We start from the raw sequence: 18,245 nt of genomic DNA on the forward strand, positions 1-18,245 counted from the left end.
CTCACGCCTCCGGAGCTTCGAACACCGACGTGCGCCGCATGCCCGCCGCACGGCCCTTCCCGGAGATGACGAGCGCCATCTTCCGGCTCGCCTCGTCGATCATCTCGTCGCCGAGCATCGCCGAGCCCTTCTTGCCGCCCGCCTCGGAGGTGTAGTACGCGTACGCGTCGAGGATCAGCTCGGCGTGGTCGTAGTCCTCCTGGGACGGCGAGAACACCTCGTTGGCGGCCTCCACCTGGCCGGGGTGCAGCACCCACTTGCCGTCGAAGCCGAGGGCCGCGGCGCGCCCGGCCACCTCGCGGTAGCCGTCGATGTTCTTGATCTGGAGGAACGGGCCGTCGATCGCCTGGAGGTCGTGGGTGCGGGCGGCCATCAGGATGCGCATCAGGATGTAGTGGTACGCGTCCGCCGGGTAGCCGGGCGGCTGCATGCCCACGACGAGCGACTTCATGTTGATCGACGCCATGAAGTCGGCAGGGCCGAAGATGATCGTCTCAAGTCGTGACGAGGCACCGGCGATCTCGTCAACATTGACCAGGCCCTTCGCGTTCTCGATCTGCGCCTCAATGCCGATGCGCCCGACCTCGAGGCCCATCGTCTTCTCGATCTGCGTGAGCAGCAGGTCAAGGGCCACGACCTGCTGGGCGTCCTGGACCTTGGGCAGCATGATGCAGTCGAGGTTCTGGCCCGCGCCCTCGACTACGGTCACGACGTCGCGGTACGTCCACTCGGTGGTCCAGTCGTTGACGCGCACCACGCGTGTCTTGCCCGTCCAGTCGCCCTCGTTGAGGAACTTGACGATCGTGTGCCGTGCCTCCGGCTTGGCGAGCGGCGCGCAGGCGTCCTCCAGGTCGAGGAAGACCTGGTCGGCGGGGAGGCCCTGGGCCTTTTCCAGGAAGCGGGGGTTGCTTCCGGGGACCGCGAGACAGGAGCGGCGGGGGCGAAGGCGATTGATGGGCTCACTCATGCGGGGACCTCCAACGGGTCGAGGTGGTTCGCTGTGCGGATCTCGTCGACGATACGGCCGATGATCTCCGTGATGCCGAAGTCCTTGGGGGTGAAGACGGCGGCCACGCCCGCCGCCCTCAGGTCCTCGGCGTCGCTGCTGGGAATGATGCCGCCGGCGATGACGGGGATGTCGTTGGCGCCGGCGGCGCGCAGCCTGGTCAGGACGTCCGGCACGAGCTGCGCGTGCGAGCCGGAGAGGATCGACAGGCCCACCGCGTGCACGTCCTCCGCGAGCGCCGCGTCGACGATCTGCTCGGGGGTGAGCCGGATGCCCTGGTAGACGACCTCGAACCCGGCGTCGCGGGCCCGGACCGCGATCTGCTCGGCGCCGTTGGAGTGCCCGTCGAGGCCGGGCTTGCCCACCAGGAAGCGGAGCTTGCCGGTGCCCATGTCCGCGGCCGTCTTCTCGACCTTCTCGCGGACCAGGGCGAGCGGCGTGCCCGCCTCCGCGGTGACCGCGAGCGGCGCCCCGGAGACGCCCGTGGGCGCCCGGAACTCGCCGAAGACCTCCCGCAGGGCCCCCGCCCACTCGCCGGTCGTGACACCGGCGCGGGCGCACTCCAGGGTGGCCTCCATGAGGTTGCCGGTGCCCTGTGCGACCTCCTTGAGCCGGTCGATGGTCTGCTGGACGGTCGGGAAGTGGAACGGGTCGCCTCCGCCCTGCCGGTCGGAGGACTCCTGCCGCGTGGTGCGCCAGTCCCGCACCGCGGTCACGACGCGCGCCTCGACCGCCGGGTCGACCGTCATGATCGCGGTGTCCAGGTCGGCCGTGAGCGGGCTCGGCTCCGTCGCCTCGAAGACGTTCACGCCCACGATCTTCTCGTCGCCCGCCTCGATCCGCGCGCGCCGCTCCGCGTGCGAGGACACCAGCTGCGACTTCAGATAGCCGGACTCGACGGCGGCCATCGCGCCGCCCATCTGCTCGATGCGGTCCATCTCCTCCAGGGACGCCTCGACGAGCGCGTCGACCTTGCCCTCGACGACGTGCGAGCCCGCGAAGATGTCCTCGTACTCCAGGAGGTCCGACTCGTGCGCGAGGACCTGCTGGATGCGCAGGGACCACTGCTGGTCCCAGGGCCGGGGCAGGCCGAGGGCCTCGTTCCAGGCCGGGAGCTGCACGGCACGCGCGCGTGCGTCCTTGGAGAGCGTGACGGCGAGCATCTCCAGGACGATGCGCTGGACGTTGTTCTCCGGCTGGGCCTCGGTCAGACCGAGCGAGTTGACCTGCACGCCGTAGCGGAAGCGCCGCTGCTTGGGGTTGGTGATGCCGTAGCGCTCGCGCGTGACCTGGTCCCAGATGCGGCCGAAGGCGCGCATCTTGCACATCTCCTCGATGAACCGCACGCCCGCGTTCACGAAGAACGAGATGCGCGCGACGACGTCACCGAACTTCTCCTCCGGCACCTGCCCGGAGGCGCGCACCGCGTCGAGGACGGCGATCGCCGTGCTCATCGCGTACGCGACCTCCTGCACCGGTGTGGCCCCGGCCTCCTGCAGGTGGTAGCTACAGATGTTGATCGGGTTCCACTTGGGGATGTGCGCCACGGTGTACGTGATCATGTCGGTGGTGAGCCGCAGGCTCGGCCCCGGCGGGAACACGTGGGTGCCGCGCGACAGGTACTCCTTGACGATGTCGTTCTGCGTCGTCCCCTGGAGCGTGGTGATGTCGACGCCCTGCTCCTCCGCGACGACCTGGTACAGCGCGAGCAGCCACATGGCCGTGGCGTTGATCGTCATGGAGGTGTTCATCTGGTCCAGGGGGATGTCCTGGAACAGCCGCCGCATGTCGCCGAGGTGCGACACGGGGACGCCGACCCGGCCCACCTCCCCGCGCGCGAGGATGTGGTCCGGGTCGTAGCCGGTCTGGGTCGGCAGGTCGAACGCGACCGAGAGGCCCGTCTGGCCCTTGGCCAGGTTGCGCCGGTAGAGCTCGTTCGACGCCTCTGCCGTGGAGTGCCCGGCGTACGTCCGCATGAGCCACGGCCGGTCCTTCTGGCGATCCGTCATGTGCGTAACCTCGGTGTCCTTGGTGTCCTCAGTGTTCCCGGCGTGCTCGGCGTGCTCGGGGTTCTCGCCGTTCTCAATGACCTCGGCGTCCTCAGACGTTGCGGAAGCGGTTGATGGCGTCGATGTGCCGCGCCCGCGTCTCGGGGTCGCGCACGCCGAGGCCCTCGGCGGGCGCGAGCGCGAGGACGCCGACCTTGCCCTGGTGCAGATTGCGGTGCACGTCGTAGGCGGCCTGCCCGGTCTCCTCCAGGGAGTACACCTTCGAGAGCGTCGGGTGGATCTTGCCCTTGGCGATGAGCCGGTTGGCCTCCCACGCCTCGCGGTAGTTGGCGAAGTGCGAGCCGATGATGCGCTTCAGGGACATCCACAGGTAGCGGTTGTCGTACTCGTGCATGTAGCCCGAGGTGGAGGCGCAGGTGGTGATGGTGCCGCCCTTGCGGGTCACGTAGACGCTGGCGCCGAAGGTCTCCCGGCCGGGGTGCTCGAAGACGATGTCGATGTCCTCGCCGCCGGTGAACTCGCGGATGCGCTTGCCGAAGCGCTTCCACTCCTTGGGGTCCTGGGTGCGCTCGTCCTTCCAGAACCGGTAGCCCTCGGCGTTGCGGTCGATGATGGCCTCGGCGCCCATGGCACGGCAGATCTCCGCCTTCTGGGGGCTGGAGACGACGCAGATGGGGTTGGCGCCCCCGGCGAGCGCGAACTGCGTGGCGTACGACCCGAGTCCGCCGCTCGCGCCCCAGATCAGCACGTTGTCGCCCTGCTTCATGCCCGCGCCGTTGCGCGAGACGAGCTGCCGGTACGCGGTGGAGTTCACCAGGCCGGGGGCGGCGGCCTCCTCCCAGCTCAGGTGGTCCGGCTTCGGCATGAGCTGGTTGGACTTCACCAGGGCGATCTCGGCGAGCCCGCCGAAGTTGGTCTCGAAGCCCCAGATGCGCTGCTCCGGGTCGAGCATCGTGTCGTTGTGCCCGTCGCTGGACTCCAGTTCCACGGACAGGCAGTGCGCGACGACCTCGTCGCCGGGGTGCCAGGCGTTGACGCCGGGCCCGGTGCGCAGCACGACGCCCGCCAGGTCGGAGCCGATGATGTGGTACGGCAGGTCGTGACGCTTCGTCAGCTCGCTGAGCTTGCCGTACCGCTCCAGGAAGCCGAACGTCGACAGGGGCTCGAAGATCGACGTCCACACGGAGTTGTAGTTCACGCTCGACGCCATGACCGCCACCAGGGCCTCGCCCGGGCCGAGTTCGGGCACCGGGACCTCGTCCAGGTGCAGCGACTTGCGCGGGTCCTTGTCGCGCGTGGCGAGCCCCGCGAACAGTTCGGTCTCGTCCTTGTGCACGGTCACGGCGCGGTACGCGTCGGGCAGCGGCAGCGCGGCGAAGTCGGCGGCCGACGTGTCCGGCGATTGGATCGCGTCCAGGATTTCCTGCATGGGTTGCCTCCGGCGAAGGGCGCCCCGTGGGAGGCGCTCTGAGGGGTACGTCGGGTGGTGCGTGGCGTGGTGCCCGGGTGCTTCGAGGGGTGCGTGTGCTCGGTGCTCGACGGGTGCGAGGGGGCCTCGGACCCGTGGGGTTACGGGAGGTGCGAAGCGGTGGTGCCGTCGGTTCGGCGGAGGTGGTGCTGCGGCGGCGCCGTGGTGGGGCGCAGGAGGTGCCTGTGACGCAGGCGTCCGGGCGCGCTCGCCGAGGCTTGCGGGGACAGCCGGCGTACGGGTGGTGTCCGTGCGCCGGCCGCCCGGACAACATCAACGTATGACACCGCGTGCCAGTCGGCAAGACACTCAGTGCCAACAATTTCACTCAGTTGTCATTGCCCCGGTTCATCTGAGCGATGATCGATCATTGCAGGTCAGAGGGGGTGCGCCGAGCAGGCGTAAAGAAGCCCGCCCGCTCCCGGGAGGGGAGCGGGCGGGCGGAGCGGGAGTGCGGGACGGGTCAGGGGCGCGTGCGCAGGGCCTTCTCGATGGTGCGCATGATCTCGTCGAGGGGGGCGTCCGTACGGGCCACGGTCACCAGGACCTCACCCCGGTCCGAGACGGTCGCGGGCGCCCCCGAGGGGGCCGCGTCGCGCCCGGCGCCGATGCCCGTCCCGAACGTCCGCCGCACGATGCCGAAGGCGTGGTCGAGCTGGCCCTCCACGTCCCCCTGGCCCCCGGCCCGCAGCCACCGCCGCAGCACGTGGTTGTGGGCCGTGACGACGGCGGACGCCGCGACCTCCGCGAGCAGCGGGTCGTCGTTGCCGTCGTGGTGGGCGTGCTCGTCGAAGTGGCCCAGGAGATAGCGCGTGAACAGCCGCTCGTAGCGCGCCACGGAGGCGATCTCGCGCTCCCGCAGGGTCGGGACCTCGCGCGTGAGGCGGTAGCGCTCCACGGAGACGGTGGGCGACGCCGCGTACATCTTCATGACTTCCTTGATGCCGCGGCACACGGTGTCGAGCGGATGCTCGTGCGCGGGCGCCGCGTTGAGCACGGCCTCCGCACGGATCAACGTGTCGTCGTGGTCGGGGAAGATCGCCTCTTCCTTGGAGCGGAAGTGGCGGAAGAAGGTCCGCCGGGCCACCCCGGCCGCGGCCGCGATCTCGTCGACCGTCGTGGCCTCGTACCCCTTGGTCGCGAACAGCTCCATGGCCGCGGCCGCGAGCTCGCGGCGCATCTTGAGCCGCTGCGCGGCGGCACGGCTGCCCGCGGCGCTCTCCGGAGCGTCGGGCGTAGCGGGCGTACGTGAGGACTTGGCGGCCTTGGGCATGACCCGAACGTACTGCATGTGCGCAGCTGAGTGCGCCCGCGGGAGCGGACCGCCCGAGGGTTCGAGCAGCCCTCCCCAGTCCGCCCGCCCGGCGCGCACGACACCGTGCGCGGCGGGCGGGCCTTCCGGGGCCGGGTCAGCGCCGGGCATATTCGCGGAAGCCACGGCCCGTCTTGCGGCCGAGGCAGCCCGCGGCCACCAGATGCTCCAGGAGCGGCGCGGGCGCGAGGCCCGGCTCGCGGAATTCGCGGTGCAGGACCTTCTCGATGGCCAACGACACGTCCAGGCCGACGACGTCCAGGAGCTCGAAGGGGCCCATGGGGTAGCCGCCGCCCAGCTTCATCGCGGCGTCGATGTCGTCGAGGGACGCGTAGTGTTCCTGGACCATCTTGATCGCGTTGTTGAGGTACGGGAACAGCAGGGCGTTCACGATGAACCCGGCCCGGTCCCCGCAGTCCACCGGGTGCTTCTTGATCGTCGCGCACAGTTCCCGGGCCGTCGCGTGCACCTCGTCGGTGGTGAGCACCGTCCGCACGATCTCGACGAGCTTCATCGCGGGCGCCGGGTTGAAGAAGTGCAGACCGATCACGTCACCGGGGCGCGAGGTGGCGCGGGCACAGGCCACGACCGGCAGCGAGGACGTGGTGGTGGCGAGGACGGCGCCCGGCTTGCAGATCTTGTCGAGCGTCGCGAACAGCTGCCGCTTGACCTCCAGGTCCTCCGCGGCGGCCTCGAGGGCCAGATCGACGTCCGCGAACGCCTCGTACGAGCCGCTCGGCGTGATCCGGTCCAGCGTCTTCGCGGCCGACTCCGCGGTCATCCGGCCCTTGTCGACGGAGCGCGCGAGCGACCTCGCGACGCGGGTCCTGGCCGCGACGGCCTTCTCCTCGCTGCGGGCCGCCAGCACGACGTCGTACCCGGCCTTGGCGAACACCTCCGCGATCCCCGACGCCATGGTGCCGGAGCCGGCCACGCCCACCGAGCGCACCTCGCGCCCCCGCACCTGCCGCGCGCCCTCGACGGGCGTCAGCGCGTCCCGCACCACCTCGCCGCTGTCCGGCTCGGCGTACGTGTAGAAGCCGCGGCCCGCCTTGCGCCCCGTCAGGCCCGCCTCGCTGAGCTGCTTGAGGATCGGCGCGGGCGCGTGCAGCCGGTCGCGCGACTCGGCGTACATGGCGTCGAGGACGGTGCGGGCGGTGTCGACGCCGATCAGGTCGAGCAGCGCGAGCGGCCCCATCGGCAGACCGCAGCCGAGCCGCATCGCCGCGTCGATGTCCTCGCGGCTCGCGTACTTCGCCTCGTACATCGCCGCTGCCTGGTTGAGGTAGCCGAAGAGCAGTCCGTCGGCGACGAATCCGGGGCGGTCGCCGACGGCGACGGGCTCCTTGCCGAGCGCGGCGGCGAGTTCGGTGACGGTGGCGACGGCCGCGGGGGCGGTCAGGACGGACGAGACGACCTCGACGAGCTTCATCGCGGGCGCAGGGTTGAAGAAGTGCAGGCCCAACACCCGCTCGGGGCGGGCCGACTCGGCCGCGAGCCGCGTCACGGACAGGGCGTTGGTGCCGGTGGCGAGGATCGTGTCCGGGCGCACGATGCCGTCGAGCGCGCGGAAGATCTGCTGCTTGACCTCGTACGACTCCGGCGCGACCTCGATCACCAGGTCCGCGTCGGCGGCGGCCTGGAGGTCGGTGAAGGTGCGGAAGCGGGCGAGGGCGTCCGCGCGTTCGCCCTCGGTGAGCCGCTCGCGGCGCACGGCGCGCGCCGTCGAGGCCTCCAGGGCGGCGACGGCGTGCGCGGCGGCCTGCTCGCTGATGTCGATGCCGATGACCTCGCGGCCCGCGACGGCGAGGACTTCGGCGATGCCCGCGCCCATCGTGCCGAGGCCGACGACGGCGACGGTGCGCAGCGGCGCGCCGGACGTACTGGACGTGCTGGACGGACGGGCGGAGGGAGCGTCCATGCGGGGACTCCAGGGAGTGAGTGACGACTGAGAGGGCGCACGCGCGGGGCGCGCGCAGGGGCGCATCGGACACGACGGCGCGCGCGTGAAAGCCACGCGAGCGGCGTGAAGGGGTGTACGGCGCGCGTGAGTTGCGCGAGAAGGGGAGCCGACGGGCCCGGTCCCGGAGCCGCGTCGTCCTGCGGTACGTGCGTACCGAACCGACAACACTCTCGACGGCTGCGTCACCAGGCCGTCAGGAGTCGTGGAACTGCTGCGTGGAGCTACTACGGGGAGTGTGCCCCGCTCACTTGAGATTAACCGGTGAGTAACGAGCGCGCCAGCCCCCGGTGCCTGTGACCTCGGTCGCGACTAGGCTCACCGCATGGATGCGGAGTTGCGGACGGTGACGGATCGCTTACGACGCGAGGCGGCCGCGTCGGGAGCGCAGAAGGCGTACGAGAGACTGCTGGCCGTCAGTGATCCGGACGAGCTGGCGGGGATGCTCCAGGCGGCGGGACAGCCCCTGTGGGCCAGGGAGTTGGCGGCGGTGCGGCTCGGCCTCGCGGGCGACAAGCGCGCCTTCGAGTCGCTCGTGCTGCTGCTCAACCACCGGGACCCGCCGCGCTGCGCGGCCGCCGCGCACGCGCTCGCCCGGCTCGGCGACCCGCGCACGGCACGCGCGGCGGCCGCGCTCGCCACGAACGAGCTCCGGGTGGCCTACGCCCTGCACCCCGTGCGGCTCCTCACCGAGCTGCGCGCCCCGGAGTCGGCGCCCGCGCTCATCACCACGCTGCGCCGCCGCCTCGCGCCCAACGACCCGTACGGCAAGGTGGCGCTGGCCTGTGTGGAGGGCCTGGGCGCGCTGGGGGACGCCCGGGCGATCCCGGTGCTCACGGCCGCCGTCGCCCACCCGCGCCTCGCGGCGGCCGCCGCGGCGGCCCTGGCCCGGGTGTCGGCGTGAGGCGTACGGGCACCAGGGGGTGCGCGTACGGGCTCAGCGGTCCGGGCCGCGGGGCCGGTGGCGAGGTGCCCCTGGGCCGGTGGTGGCGCTATGCGCCCGCGGCGGCCTCGTCCGGCACGATCGCCAGGGCCTCTATCTCCATCAGGAACTCGGGCGAGATCAGCGCCGCGACCTGCATCGCCGAGGACGCCGGAAGGCGCGTCGGGTCGAGATGGGCGTCCCGCGCGGCGCGCACCGCGGACATGTGGGACATGTCCGTGACGAAGTACGTCAGCTTGATCACGTCGTCGAAGGTGGCGCCCGCGGCCGCCAGACAGCGGCGCAGATTCTCGAAGACCCGCATGGCCTGGGCCGCGGCGTCGCCCGCGCCCACCAGCTCGCCCCGCTCGTCCAGGGCGAGCTGACCGGAGACGGCGACCAGACGGCCGGTGCCCGTCACGACGTGGGTGTACGCCGTGGCGGGTGCGACTCCGTCAGGGGCGTGGATGTGCGTCAGTCGGCTCATGATCCCCATGGTGGACCATGGGTCTGACAACGCCCCCGGCGCCCGCCGCGCACACCCCGTCGGCGGGCCCGGTTCCGCGGGCCCGCCGGGCGCGGGATCAGCTGCGGAAGCCGAGCAGCCCGTGCAGTTCGGCGCTCCGCGCCGCCTTGCCGCGGGCCGGTGCCCGTCGCGGCTTCGGGTCCGGCAGCGCCTTGCACACCGCGTCGACCTCGCCGCCGCTGCTCGGCACCCGGCCCTTGTCGAGGTACTTCGCCAAGTACCGGTCCAGGCAGGCGTTCCCGCTCAGGGTGACGCCGTGGTTGCCGCCGCCCCACTCCACCACGAGGCGTGAGCCGCGCAGCTTGCGGTGCATCGTGATCGCTCCCTCGTAGGGGGTCGCCGCGTCGTCCGTCGCCTGGAAGAGGAGCACCGGCGGCAGCGCGGAGTTGCGGACGTCCGTCGGGCGCAGGCCGGCGGTCGGCCAGAACGCGCACGGCGCGTTGTACCAGGCGTTGTTCCAGGTCATGAAGGGCGCCTTCGCGTACACCGCCCAGTTGTCCGCGCGCCACCGGTCCCAGTCGCGCGGCCACGCCGCGTCCCGGCACTGCACGGCCGCGTACACCGAGAAGCCGTTGTCGCCCGCCGCGTCCACGGCGCCCAGGCTCTCGTACGCTTTCACGAGCGGCCCGGTCCGCCGGTGGTTCGCGTAGGCCGCGAACGCGTCGGCGAGCAGCGGCCAGTAGCCGTTGTAGTAGCCGCCCGGCAGATAGGTGTCCTCCAGCTCCGCGGCGCCGACCTTCCTGCCCGCGGGCCTCTCGGCGACGGCCGCGCGCATGGCGTACCACTTGGCCTCGACCTTGTCCGGGTCCTTGCCGAGCTTGTACGTCGTGTGGTGCTTGGCCACCCAGGCGAGGAACGCCTTGTGGCGGGCGTCGAACGCGAAGTCCTGGCTGAGGTTGGCCTCGTACCAGACGGCTGTCGGGTCGACCACGGAGTCGAGCACCATGCGGCGCACGCGGTGGGGGAACAGCCGCGCGTAGACGGCGCCCAGATAGGTGCCGTACGAGTACCCGAAGTAGGAGATCTTCCGGGCGCCGAGGGCCGCCCGGATCGCGTCGATGTCCTTGGCCGCGCTGACCGTGTCGATGTACGGCAGGACGTCCGCGTACTTCTTGGCGCACGCCTTGGCGAAGGCCTGGACCCGGCGCAGGTTCGCGCTCTCCAGGGCGGGCGTCGCCGGCACCGAGTCGGGCCGGACCGGAGCGGCGTGCCCGGGGCGGCAGGTGAGGGCCGGGGTGCTGCGGCCCACGCCGCGCGGGTCGAAGCCGATGACGTCGTACTGGGCGGCCACCTTCTTCGGCAGGGCCGCGGCGACGGATCCGGCCATCGTCAGGCCGCTGCCGCCGGGGCCGCCGGGGTTGACCAGGAGGGGCCCCTGGTACGTCTTCGCGGTGTGCCGCACGCGCGAGAGGGCGAGCGTGACCTGCTGCCCGTGCCGGTGGTCGTGGTCGAGCGGCACCTTCAGGGACGCGCACTGCAGGCGCGGGTGGTCGGGCGTCGCGCACTTCTTCCACACGAGGGTCTTCGGCGGGTGCGGGGTGCGCGGCGTGGTCCGTGAGTCGGCGCCCGCGGCGGCGGGCACCGCCGCGACGAGACCGGCCATCAGGGCGGCGACACCGCACAGCGAGACGGCGCTTCTTCTCATCGAGCCTCCCGGGACGGAGGGTTCGGGGCCGTGCGGCCCACGACCCTCGCCGCATGGTCCCGGAATCCCTGCCCGGAAGAGGGCGTTCTGACAAGAAATGACCTGAAAGGAGCACGGCCTGAACGGGTGCCCGCCGCCCTTCGGTCAGAGCAGCGTGAGCTGCGTGGCCTCTGGTGCGGACGCGGCCTCCTGGGGTGCCTCCCGGGGTACGCGGATGCGGCGCGCGCCGCCCGCGCGCGAGGGGCCGATGCCGAACTCCTCGGCCAGCTCGTGCACCTGGCGGGTGACGCGGCGCTGGTACCACTTGGGCGCGTAGTCGCCCTCCGCGTACAGGCGCTCGTAGCGCCGCACCAGATGCGGGTGATGGTGTCCCAGCCACTCCATGAACCACTCGCGCGCACCGGGGCGCAGATGCAGGACGAGCGGGGTCACCGACGTCGCCCCGGCCTGCGCGACCGCCCGCACCGTGGCGCGCAGCTGGTCCGGGTGGTCGCCGAGGAAGGGGATCACCGGCGCCATCAGGACGCCGCAGCCGATGCCGTGCTCGGTGAGCGTGCGCACGACCTCCAGGCGGCGCGCGGGCGCGGGCGTGCCCGGCTCGACGGTGCGCCACAGGGCCTCATCGAGGAAGCCGACGGACACCGAGATGCCGACGTCGGTGACGGCGGCGGCCCGGCGCAGCAGGTCCAGGTCGCGCAGGATCAGCGTGCCCTTGGTGAGGATCGAGAACGGGTTCGCGTGCGCGCGCAGGGCCTCGATGATGCCCGGCATCAGGCGGTAGCGGCCCTCCGCGCGCTGGTAGCAGTCGACGTTCGTGCCCATCGCGATGTGGTCGCCGTGCCAGCGGGGCGAGGCCAGCTCGCGGCGCAGCAGGTCGGGCGCGTTCACCTTCACGACGATCTGGCTGTCGAAGCCGAGCCCGGTGTCGAGGTCCAGATAGCTGTGCGTCTTGCGCGCGAAGCAGTACACGCACGCGTGCGTGCAGCCCCGGTAGGGGTTGACCGTCCACTCGAAGGGCATGCGGGAGGCCCCGGGCACGCGGTTCACGATCGATCTGGCCCGGACCTCGTGGAAGGTGATCCCACGGAACTCGGGCGTGTCGAAGGTCCGGGTGGTCACCGCGTCCGCGCCGAACAGCGCGGCGTCCGCGGTGCCCCGGCGCGGCCCGTCGGACAGGCTCTCCCAGCGCATGACGCCTCCTCGGTAGCACTGACCACAGAATAGAACACATGTTCCCTTGATCGTGCGGACGTCACCCCCGACCTGAGGGGGACCCGATTTGGGGCGCCGCCGCACGGGGTGGTTGGGTGACGGTCGAACCTTTGAGACACCAACTGGAGGAAGTGCCATGGCGCAGGTCGAGGCGACCACGGAGCGGATCATCACGGCGCGGCCGGAGGACGTCTTCGATGCGCTCGCCGACTACAGCGGCACGCGCGCGAAGATCCTGTCCGAGCACTTCAGCGAGTACGAGGTGCGCGAGGGCGGCGACGGCGAGGGCACCCTCGTCCACTGGAAGCTCCAGGCCACCAGCAAGCGCGTCCGCGACTGCCTGCTCGAGGTGAGCGAGCCCACCGACGGCGAGCTGGTCGAGAAGGACCGCAACTCGTCCATGGTCACCACCTGGCGCGTGACCCCCGCGGGTGAGGGCAAGGCGCGCGTGGCCGTCTCCACGGTGTGGAACGGCGCGGGCGGCATCGGCGGCTTCTTCGAGAAGACCTTCGCCCCCAAGGGCCTCGCCCGCATCTACGACGCCGTCCTCGACAAGCTCGCCGCGGAGGTGGAGAAGTAGCCGGAGCCGAGACCGGCCGGGGCACCGACGGGCCGTCGGGGCCGCGCGGCCGGGAGTGAGGAACGGCGGCGAGAAATCGCCGCACCCGGCAGGGGAGTTGGGGCCGGTGCGACACGGAGCCGTGTCGCACCGGCCCCAACTCCCGTTTAAGCCATCAGGGTTGTTCCCACGCTCACCGTTTCGAGTGGTTTCCGGCGCGGTCCGGTGGTGCGCCGTAGGGCTCCCACCGGCGCTTACGTGCGCCGGTGCACCTCTCGGGGGGACTCGTCGCGCTTGCTCGCAGTTGTCGCGTAATGCGAGAAATGGGCGGCGCAGGCGTGACGAGGGGAGCATCAGGTGGGCGGGACGACGCTGGCGATGAGCGCGGAGCACGACGAACGGGCGGCCACCCGGCCCCCGGCGGCCGACGCGGCCGAGGAACCACCACCCCCGGAGGACCGGGGGCCGACGCCGCGGGAGTTGAGCCCCGGCCGGGTGCGCATGGTGTTCTTCGCCCTCATGCTGGCCCTGCTGCTCGCCGCCCTGGAACAGATGATCGTGGCCACCGCGCTGCCGAAGATCGTCGGCGAACTGCACGGCCTGGACCGGATGTCGTGGGCGATCACCGCGTATCTGCTCACGTCCACCGTGGGCCTGCCCATCTACGGCAAGCTCGGCGACCTCTTCGGACGCAAGGGCGTCTTCCAGTTCGCGATCGTCGTCTTCGTGCTCGGCTCCGCGCTCGCGGGCTGGTCGCGGACCATGGACCAGCTCATCGCCTTCCGCGCCCTCCAGGGCGTCGGCGCGGGCGGCCTGATGATCGGCGTCCAGGCGATCATGGCGGACATCGTGCCCCCACGCGCGCGGGGGCGCTACATGGGCGTGATCGGGGCCGCGTTCGGCCTCGCGTCCGTAGCGGGTCCGCTGCTCGGCGGGTTCTTCACCGACCACGTCTCCTGGCGCTGGTGCTTCTACTTCAACGTGCCGTTCGGCCTGGTCACCCTCGCCGTCGTCACGCTCGTGCTCAAGCTGCCCAAGCCCGCCGCCCGAGGGCGGCTCGACGTGCTCGGCGCGCTGCTGCTCACGGCGGCCTCCACCTGTCTGGTGCTCCTGACGAGTTGGGGCGGCACCGAGTACGCGTGGGGCTCGCGCGTCATCCTGGGGCTCGGGGCCGGAGCGGTCGTGGCGAGCGTGCTCTTCCTGGTCGTCGAACGGTTCGCGGCAGAACCGATCATCCCGCTGCGCCTGTTCCGTGATTCGGTCTTCAACATCACGGGTCTCGTAGGGCTCGTCGTGGGAATCGCCCTCTTCGGAGCGGCCAGTTATCTGCCCACCTACCTCCAGATGGTCGACGGCGCGAGCGCCACGGAATCCGGTCTCCTCATGCTGCCGATGATGGGCGGCCTCGTCGGCGCCTCGGTCGTCGCGGGTCAGCTCATCAGCCACACCGGGCACTACCGGATCTACCCCATCATCGGTGGCGTCCTGTCGGTGATCGGCATGTACCTGCTCTCGCGCCTGGAGGCCGATACGCCCCGGCTGCACTACAGCGTCTGGATGGCCGTCCTCGGCGCCGGCGTCGGCCTCGTCATGCCCGTCCTGGTGCTCGCCGTGCAGAACGCCGTGCGGCCCGCCGACCTCGGCACCGCCACCAGCGCCAACAACTACTTCCGGCAGATCGGCGGCAGCGTCGGAGCCGCCGTGTTCGGCACGCTCTTCGCGAACCGGCTCACCGACGCGCTGGCCGACCGGCTGCCCGACACCGCCGGTCTGCCGGATCCCGAATCGATCACCCCGCAGGTCGTCCACGTGATGCCCGCCCACCTGCGCGAGGGCTACATCCAGGCGTACGCCGACGCGATGCCCCGGATCTTCCTCTACCTGGTGCCGGTGCTCGTCCTCGGCCTGCTGTTCGCCTTCTTCCTCAAGGAGACACCCCTGTTGTCCAGTGCCGCGTCCACCCACGCCTCCCTCGCCGAGCCTCCGGTCATCCCCGAGGCCCGCTCCCCGTACGTCGCCGGTGTGCCCGTCTGCGGCACCGTGCAGCACCCCGACGGCACCGTGGTGCCCCGCGCCGCCCTGACGCTCATCGACGTCGCGGGCCAGCAGATCGGCCGGGGCGCGAGCGGCGACGACGGGCGGTACGCGCTCGCCACCCCCGGGTCCGGGTCGTTCGTGCTGATCGCGGCGGCGGGCGGGCACCAGCCGCAGGCCGTCACCGTCACCGTCGGCGAGCGCCCCGTGGAGCTCGACGTCGTGCTCGGCGGCGCCGGGCGGCTCGCCGGGACCGTGCGCACCGCCGACGGCACGCCCGTACGGGACGCCGCCGTGACCCTCACCGACGTCCGCGGCGACGTCGTCGCCACCGCCCGCAGCGGACGCGAGGGGGGCTATGTGATCACGGAGCTGGTGGCCGGTGAGTACACCCTCGCCGCGAGCGCTCCCGCGTTCCGCCCCGCGGCCCTGCCCGTCAGCGTGCAGGCCTCCCGGGAGACCCGCCAGGACATCGAGCTCGCCGGCGGCGCCGTGCTGCGCGGCACCGTGCGGGCAACCGGCGGGCGGCCCGTCGAGGACGCGCGCGTGACGCTCCTGGACGCCGCGGGCAACGTCGTCGACACGCTCACCACGGGCGTGGACGGCACGTTCCGGTTCGTCGACCTGTCGTCCGGCGAGTACACGGTGATCGCGGCGGGCTACCCGCCGGTCGCCACGGTCCTCCAGGTCGCCGGTGGCGGCCGGACGGAGCGGGACCTGCAACTGGGCCACGAGGACTGACCGGAACGACCGGGTCCGACAGGTCGAGCGGGACGGGCGGCCCGACGGACCGAGAGGACCGGACAGTATGGCTCCCCGCGCGGCCAATTCGCGCAAGGCAGCGCGTGACAACCCGTCCCGGCCGTACGGTGGTTGAGGGGCGGTGCAGATCTTGCCGTGCCGTGGGAAGGAGCCTTGGCCATGGAGCGTGGGACCCCGGACGGCGGGGCCGTGGCGCACAGCGCCGCGTCCGGCCGCATCCCCTTGGCCGTTGTCGTCATCGACGGCGACGGCCTCGTCTCCCACTGGAGCGCCGGCGCGCGCCGTCTGTTCGGCTACGTCAGGGACGACGCGGTGGGCCGTCCGGCGGGCGACCTGCTGCCCGTCTCCGGCGCGCTGCCGCCGCAGGACGGGACGCGCTACGGAACGTACGACGCCCTGGGGCCCGATCTGGGCAACTCCTTGGACGGGCACATCTCCTACCCGGCCGCGGGCCGGGCCCGGCTGACGCCGTCGGCGAGCGGCGGCGGGCACGGCGAGCGCGTCGACGTGCTGTGGTGGGCCTATCCGCTGGTCGGCCCCGGCCCGGAGCGGATGCTCGTGCTCGCCGCGGACGCGGCCCGCCTGGCCCGGGGCGACGACGTGGACCCCGCCCATGTGGAGCGCATAGCCCCGGGGTTCGCGCTGCACACCGACTTCCCCGGGGCCGACGATCTCGCGGGACGGCTCCCGGACATCCTGCCCAGCATGAGCGTGGCCGAGAGCGCCCGCATCGTGTCGCAGATCCTGGAACTGGGCTATCCGGTCCTGGAGTTCAGCCAGCACGACCGGGTGCCCGTCACGCCCGACTGGGGCGTGCCGCGCCGGGCCGAGCGCCAGGCGCGCAAGCAGCGCGCGGCCGAGGCGGCCGCCGCCGGGCTCGCGCCGGGCCCGCAGAGCGCCGACGACGCCGACGACCTGGAGTACGCGGCGGTCCGCGAGCACCTGGAGTTCCTGAACGAGGTGAGCGCGCGCATCGGCTCCTCGCTCGACCTGGCCCGCACCATCCAGGAGGTCAGCAAGGCGGTCGTGCCGCGCTTCACCGACGTCGCGGGCACGTATCTGCGCGAGCAGGTCGTCGCGGGCGAGGGCTTCCCCGAAGGCGTCCCGGACGAGACCACGCTCTGGCACCGCGTCGCAGTGGAGCACACCGACGAACCGGGCCGCTGGGACGACGTCGTGCCCGTCGGCGAGTCCATGCCGTTCCCCTCGCACACACCGTTCTTCCAGTGCATGACGTCGGGCGATCCGGTCCTCGTGCCACGCATCACCGAGGAGATGGGCAACGCCATCGCCTCCCAGTTCGAGAAGCGCGACATCCGCCCGCTCATCAACCACCGCTCGATGCTGGTCGTGCCCCTGAAGGCACGCAACGTGGTGCTCGGCTTCATGATCCTGCTGCGCCACCGGGAGCGGCCCGTCTTCAACGACATGGACCGCGTGACCGGAGCCGAACTGGCCGCCCGCGCGGGCCTCGTCCTGGACAACGCGCGCATGTACACGTACCAGGAGTCGGTCGCCGACACCCTCCAGGACAGCATGCTGCCGCACATAGAGTCCCGGATGTCCGGCTGCGACATCGCCACCCGCTATCTGCCGGGCACCCTGCTCGGCCGGGTCGGCGGCGACTGGTTCGACTCCGTGAAGCTGCCCGGCGCGAGAACGGCGCTCGTCGTCGGCGACGTCATGGGCCACGGTCTGAACTCGGCCGCGATGATGGGCCAGCTGCGCACCGCCGTGCAGACCATGGCCGCGCTCGACCTGCCGCCCGCCCAGCTCCTGCGGAACCTGGACGACCTGGCGCAGCGACTCGGCGAGCACTATCTGGCGACGTGCCTGTACGCGGTGTACGACCCCATCGCGGGCGATCTGCACCTGGCGAACGCGGGCCACATCCCGCCCGTCCTGGTCCGCGCCCGCTCCGGCCGCAGCGAGCTCCTCGACCTGCCGACCGGGGCGCCCATAGGGGTCGGCGGCGTGCCCTTCGAGTCCGTCCGGGTCCGGGTCGCGCCCGGCGACCGGCTGCTGATGTGCACCGACGGGCTCGTCGAGGTGCGCGGCGAGGACATAGGCGTCGGCCTCGCCACGCTCGTCGAGTCCGCGGCCCACCCCGCCGCGTCCATGGACGCGGCCTGCGACACGATCATCCGCGCGCTCAACACCCGGGGCGGGCGCAAGGACGACGTGGCCCTGCTGATGGCCCGGCTGAACGGCGTCGCCTCCGAGGACGTCGGGCACTGGCGGCTCGCGGCGGACCCCTCCGAGGTCAGCAGGGCCCGCGAGCTCGTACGCCGCCAACTGCGCGCCTGGGGCCTCGACGACCTGGAGGACACCGCGACCCTGCTGGTCAGCGAGCTCGTCACCAACGCCGTACGGCACACCCGCGAGGGCCGCGTCGGGCTGCGCCTGGTCCGCTCCGGCCGGATCCTGTGCGAGGTCGACGACGAGGACCCGACGCTGCCGACGCTCCTGAACGCCGGGCCGGGCGACGAGTTCGGGCGCGGCCTGCGCATCGTGACGCGGCTCGCCAAGGAGTGGGGCACGAGCAGCGGCAGCAAGGGCAAGACGGTGTGGTTCGAACTGGAGGCGCCGCGCCGGTAGATCGAGCCGCGCCGGTGGGCCGGGCCGTGCCGGTGGACTGATCCGGGGCGGTGGACCGATCCGGGGCGTGTGCCGCGTGCTGCGCCCCGTCACGCGCGCCGGTACGCGGGCACACGCCCGGGGAACGCGTATCGAAAGCGCCGTGAAGGTGCGCGCGTGTGGCTTGTCGAGCGCCCCCCTGAGCGGTAGACCGATCTTGTCGTCGCTTTCGGCGGCACCGGTCACACCCGTC

General features: G+C 72.0%; 12 protein-coding genes. 4 read left to right on the forward strand and 8 right to left on the reverse strand.

The genetic code is table 11. From position 1 onward, the window contains the following. Position 1: 1 nt before the first annotated feature. The 5 genes from C9F11_RS32280 to C9F11_RS32300 all read right to left on the reverse strand — a co-directional run bounded on the left by C9F11_RS32280 (position 2) and on the right by C9F11_RS32300 (position 7,716). Positions 2–967: a CoA ester lyase gene (locus tag C9F11_RS32280; RefSeq protein WP_138962572.1), complete on the reverse strand. Its 966-nt coding sequence runs from the start codon at positions 965–967 to the stop codon at positions 2–4. Continuing rightward, complete coding sequence (locus C9F11_RS32285; RefSeq protein ID WP_138962573.1) at positions 964–3,015, reverse strand: protein meaA; 2,052 nt, start codon at positions 3,013–3,015, stop codon at positions 964–966. Before C9F11_RS32285 ends, C9F11_RS32280 begins: the two co-directional genes overlap by 4 nt. A gap of 91 nt (positions 3,016–3,106) precedes the next feature. Then, positions 3,107–4,444, reverse strand: a complete 1,338-nt coding sequence (ccrA, locus tag C9F11_RS32290; RefSeq protein WP_138962574.1) for a crotonyl-CoA carboxylase/reductase — start codon at positions 4,442–4,444, stop codon at positions 3,107–3,109. A gap of 502 nt (positions 4,445–4,946) precedes the next feature. Further along, the gene (locus C9F11_RS32295) at positions 4,947–5,756 is read right to left on the reverse strand and encodes a TetR family transcriptional regulator (protein WP_249401959.1); all 810 of its coding nucleotides are present in this window, start codon (positions 5,754–5,756) and stop codon (positions 4,947–4,949) included. A 136-nt stretch (positions 5,757–5,892) separates the two neighbouring features. Next, positions 5,893–7,716 (reverse strand): 3-hydroxyacyl-CoA dehydrogenase, encoded by a 1,824-nt coding sequence (locus C9F11_RS32300; protein WP_138962575.1) that lies wholly within the window; start codon positions 7,714–7,716, stop codon positions 5,893–5,895. 364 nt (positions 7,717–8,080) lie between these two features. Between C9F11_RS32300 and C9F11_RS32305 the strand changes: the two genes are divergently transcribed. Then, positions 8,081–8,659 (forward strand): adenylosuccinate lyase, encoded by a 579-nt coding sequence (locus C9F11_RS32305; RefSeq protein WP_138962576.1) that lies wholly within the window; start codon positions 8,081–8,083, stop codon positions 8,657–8,659. A gap of 88 nt (positions 8,660–8,747) precedes the next feature. Here the strand turns inward: C9F11_RS32305 and C9F11_RS32310 are convergent, their stop codons facing one another. The 3 genes from C9F11_RS32310 to C9F11_RS32320 all read right to left on the reverse strand — a co-directional run bounded on the left by C9F11_RS32310 (position 8,748) and on the right by C9F11_RS32320 (position 12,039). Further along, positions 8,748–9,164: a RidA family protein gene (locus C9F11_RS32310; protein WP_138962577.1), complete on the reverse strand. Its 417-nt coding sequence runs from the start codon at positions 9,162–9,164 to the stop codon at positions 8,748–8,750. A 97-nt stretch (positions 9,165–9,261) separates the two neighbouring features. Continuing rightward, positions 9,262–10,848 (reverse strand): alpha/beta hydrolase, encoded by a 1,587-nt coding sequence (locus C9F11_RS32315; protein WP_138962578.1) that lies wholly within the window; start codon positions 10,846–10,848, stop codon positions 9,262–9,264. Positions 10,849–10,992: 144 nt separating this feature from the next. Next, positions 10,993–12,039 (reverse strand): Rv2578c family radical SAM protein, encoded by a 1,047-nt coding sequence (locus C9F11_RS32320; protein WP_138962579.1) that lies wholly within the window; start codon positions 12,037–12,039, stop codon positions 10,993–10,995. A gap of 157 nt (positions 12,040–12,196) precedes the next feature. Between C9F11_RS32320 and C9F11_RS32325 the strand changes: the two genes are divergently transcribed. From C9F11_RS32325 to C9F11_RS32335, 3 genes are all read left to right on the forward strand, one after another. Next, positions 12,197–12,640 (forward strand): SRPBCC family protein, encoded by a 444-nt coding sequence (locus tag C9F11_RS32325; RefSeq protein WP_138962580.1) that lies wholly within the window; start codon positions 12,197–12,199, stop codon positions 12,638–12,640. Positions 12,641–12,997: 357 nt separating this feature from the next. Continuing rightward, a complete protein-coding gene (locus C9F11_RS32330) occupies positions 12,998–15,394 on the forward strand; it encodes an MFS transporter (RefSeq protein WP_138967254.1) in 2,397 nt (798 codons plus the stop codon). A gap of 180 nt (positions 15,395–15,574) precedes the next feature. Then, the gene (locus C9F11_RS32335; protein WP_138962581.1) at positions 15,575–18,013 is read left to right on the forward strand and encodes a SpoIIE family protein phosphatase; all 2,439 of its coding nucleotides are present in this window, start codon (positions 15,575–15,577) and stop codon (positions 18,011–18,013) included. Positions 18,014–18,245: the final 232 nt, after the last annotated feature.

The sequence above is a fragment of the Streptomyces sp. YIM 121038 genome (genome assembly GCF_006088715.1).
Lineage (GTDB): Bacteria > Actinomycetota > Actinomycetes > Streptomycetales > Streptomycetaceae > Streptomyces.

Bases quoted from the DNA above. Each gene is read 5' to 3' on its own strand.
- C9F11_RS32280 (WP_138962572.1), bottom strand. From the start codon at position 967: ATGAGTGAGCCCATCAATCGCCTTCGCCCCCGCCGCTCCTGTCTCGCG.
- C9F11_RS32285 (WP_138962573.1), bottom strand. From the start codon at position 3,015: ATGACGGATCGCCAGAAGGACCGGCCGTGGCTCATGCGGACGTACGCC.
- ccrA (WP_138962574.1), bottom strand. From the start codon at position 4,444: ATGCAGGAAATCCTGGACGCGATCCAATCGCCGGACACGTCGGCCGCC.
- C9F11_RS32295 (WP_249401959.1), bottom strand. From the start codon at position 5,756: ATGCCCAAGGCCGCCAAGTCCTCACGTACGCCCGCTACGCCCGACGCT.
- C9F11_RS32300 (WP_138962575.1), bottom strand. From the start codon at position 7,716: ATGGACGCTCCCTCCGCCCGTCCGTCCAGCACGTCCAGTACGTCCGGC.
- C9F11_RS32305 (WP_138962576.1), top strand. From the start codon at position 8,081: ATGGATGCGGAGTTGCGGACGGTGACGGATCGCTTACGACGCGAGGCG.
- C9F11_RS32310 (WP_138962577.1), bottom strand. From the start codon at position 9,164: ATGAGCCGACTGACGCACATCCACGCCCCTGACGGAGTCGCACCCGCC.
- C9F11_RS32315 (WP_138962578.1), bottom strand. From the start codon at position 10,848: ATGAGAAGAAGCGCCGTCTCGCTGTGCGGTGTCGCCGCCCTGATGGCC.
- C9F11_RS32320 (WP_138962579.1), bottom strand. From the start codon at position 12,039: ATGCGCTGGGAGAGCCTGTCCGACGGGCCGCGCCGGGGCACCGCGGAC.
- C9F11_RS32325 (WP_138962580.1), top strand. From the start codon at position 12,197: ATGGCGCAGGTCGAGGCGACCACGGAGCGGATCATCACGGCGCGGCCG.
- C9F11_RS32330 (WP_138967254.1), top strand. From the start codon at position 12,998: ATGAGCGCGGAGCACGACGAACGGGCGGCCACCCGGCCCCCGGCGGCC.
- C9F11_RS32335 (WP_138962581.1), top strand. From the start codon at position 15,575: ATGGAGCGTGGGACCCCGGACGGCGGGGCCGTGGCGCACAGCGCCGCG.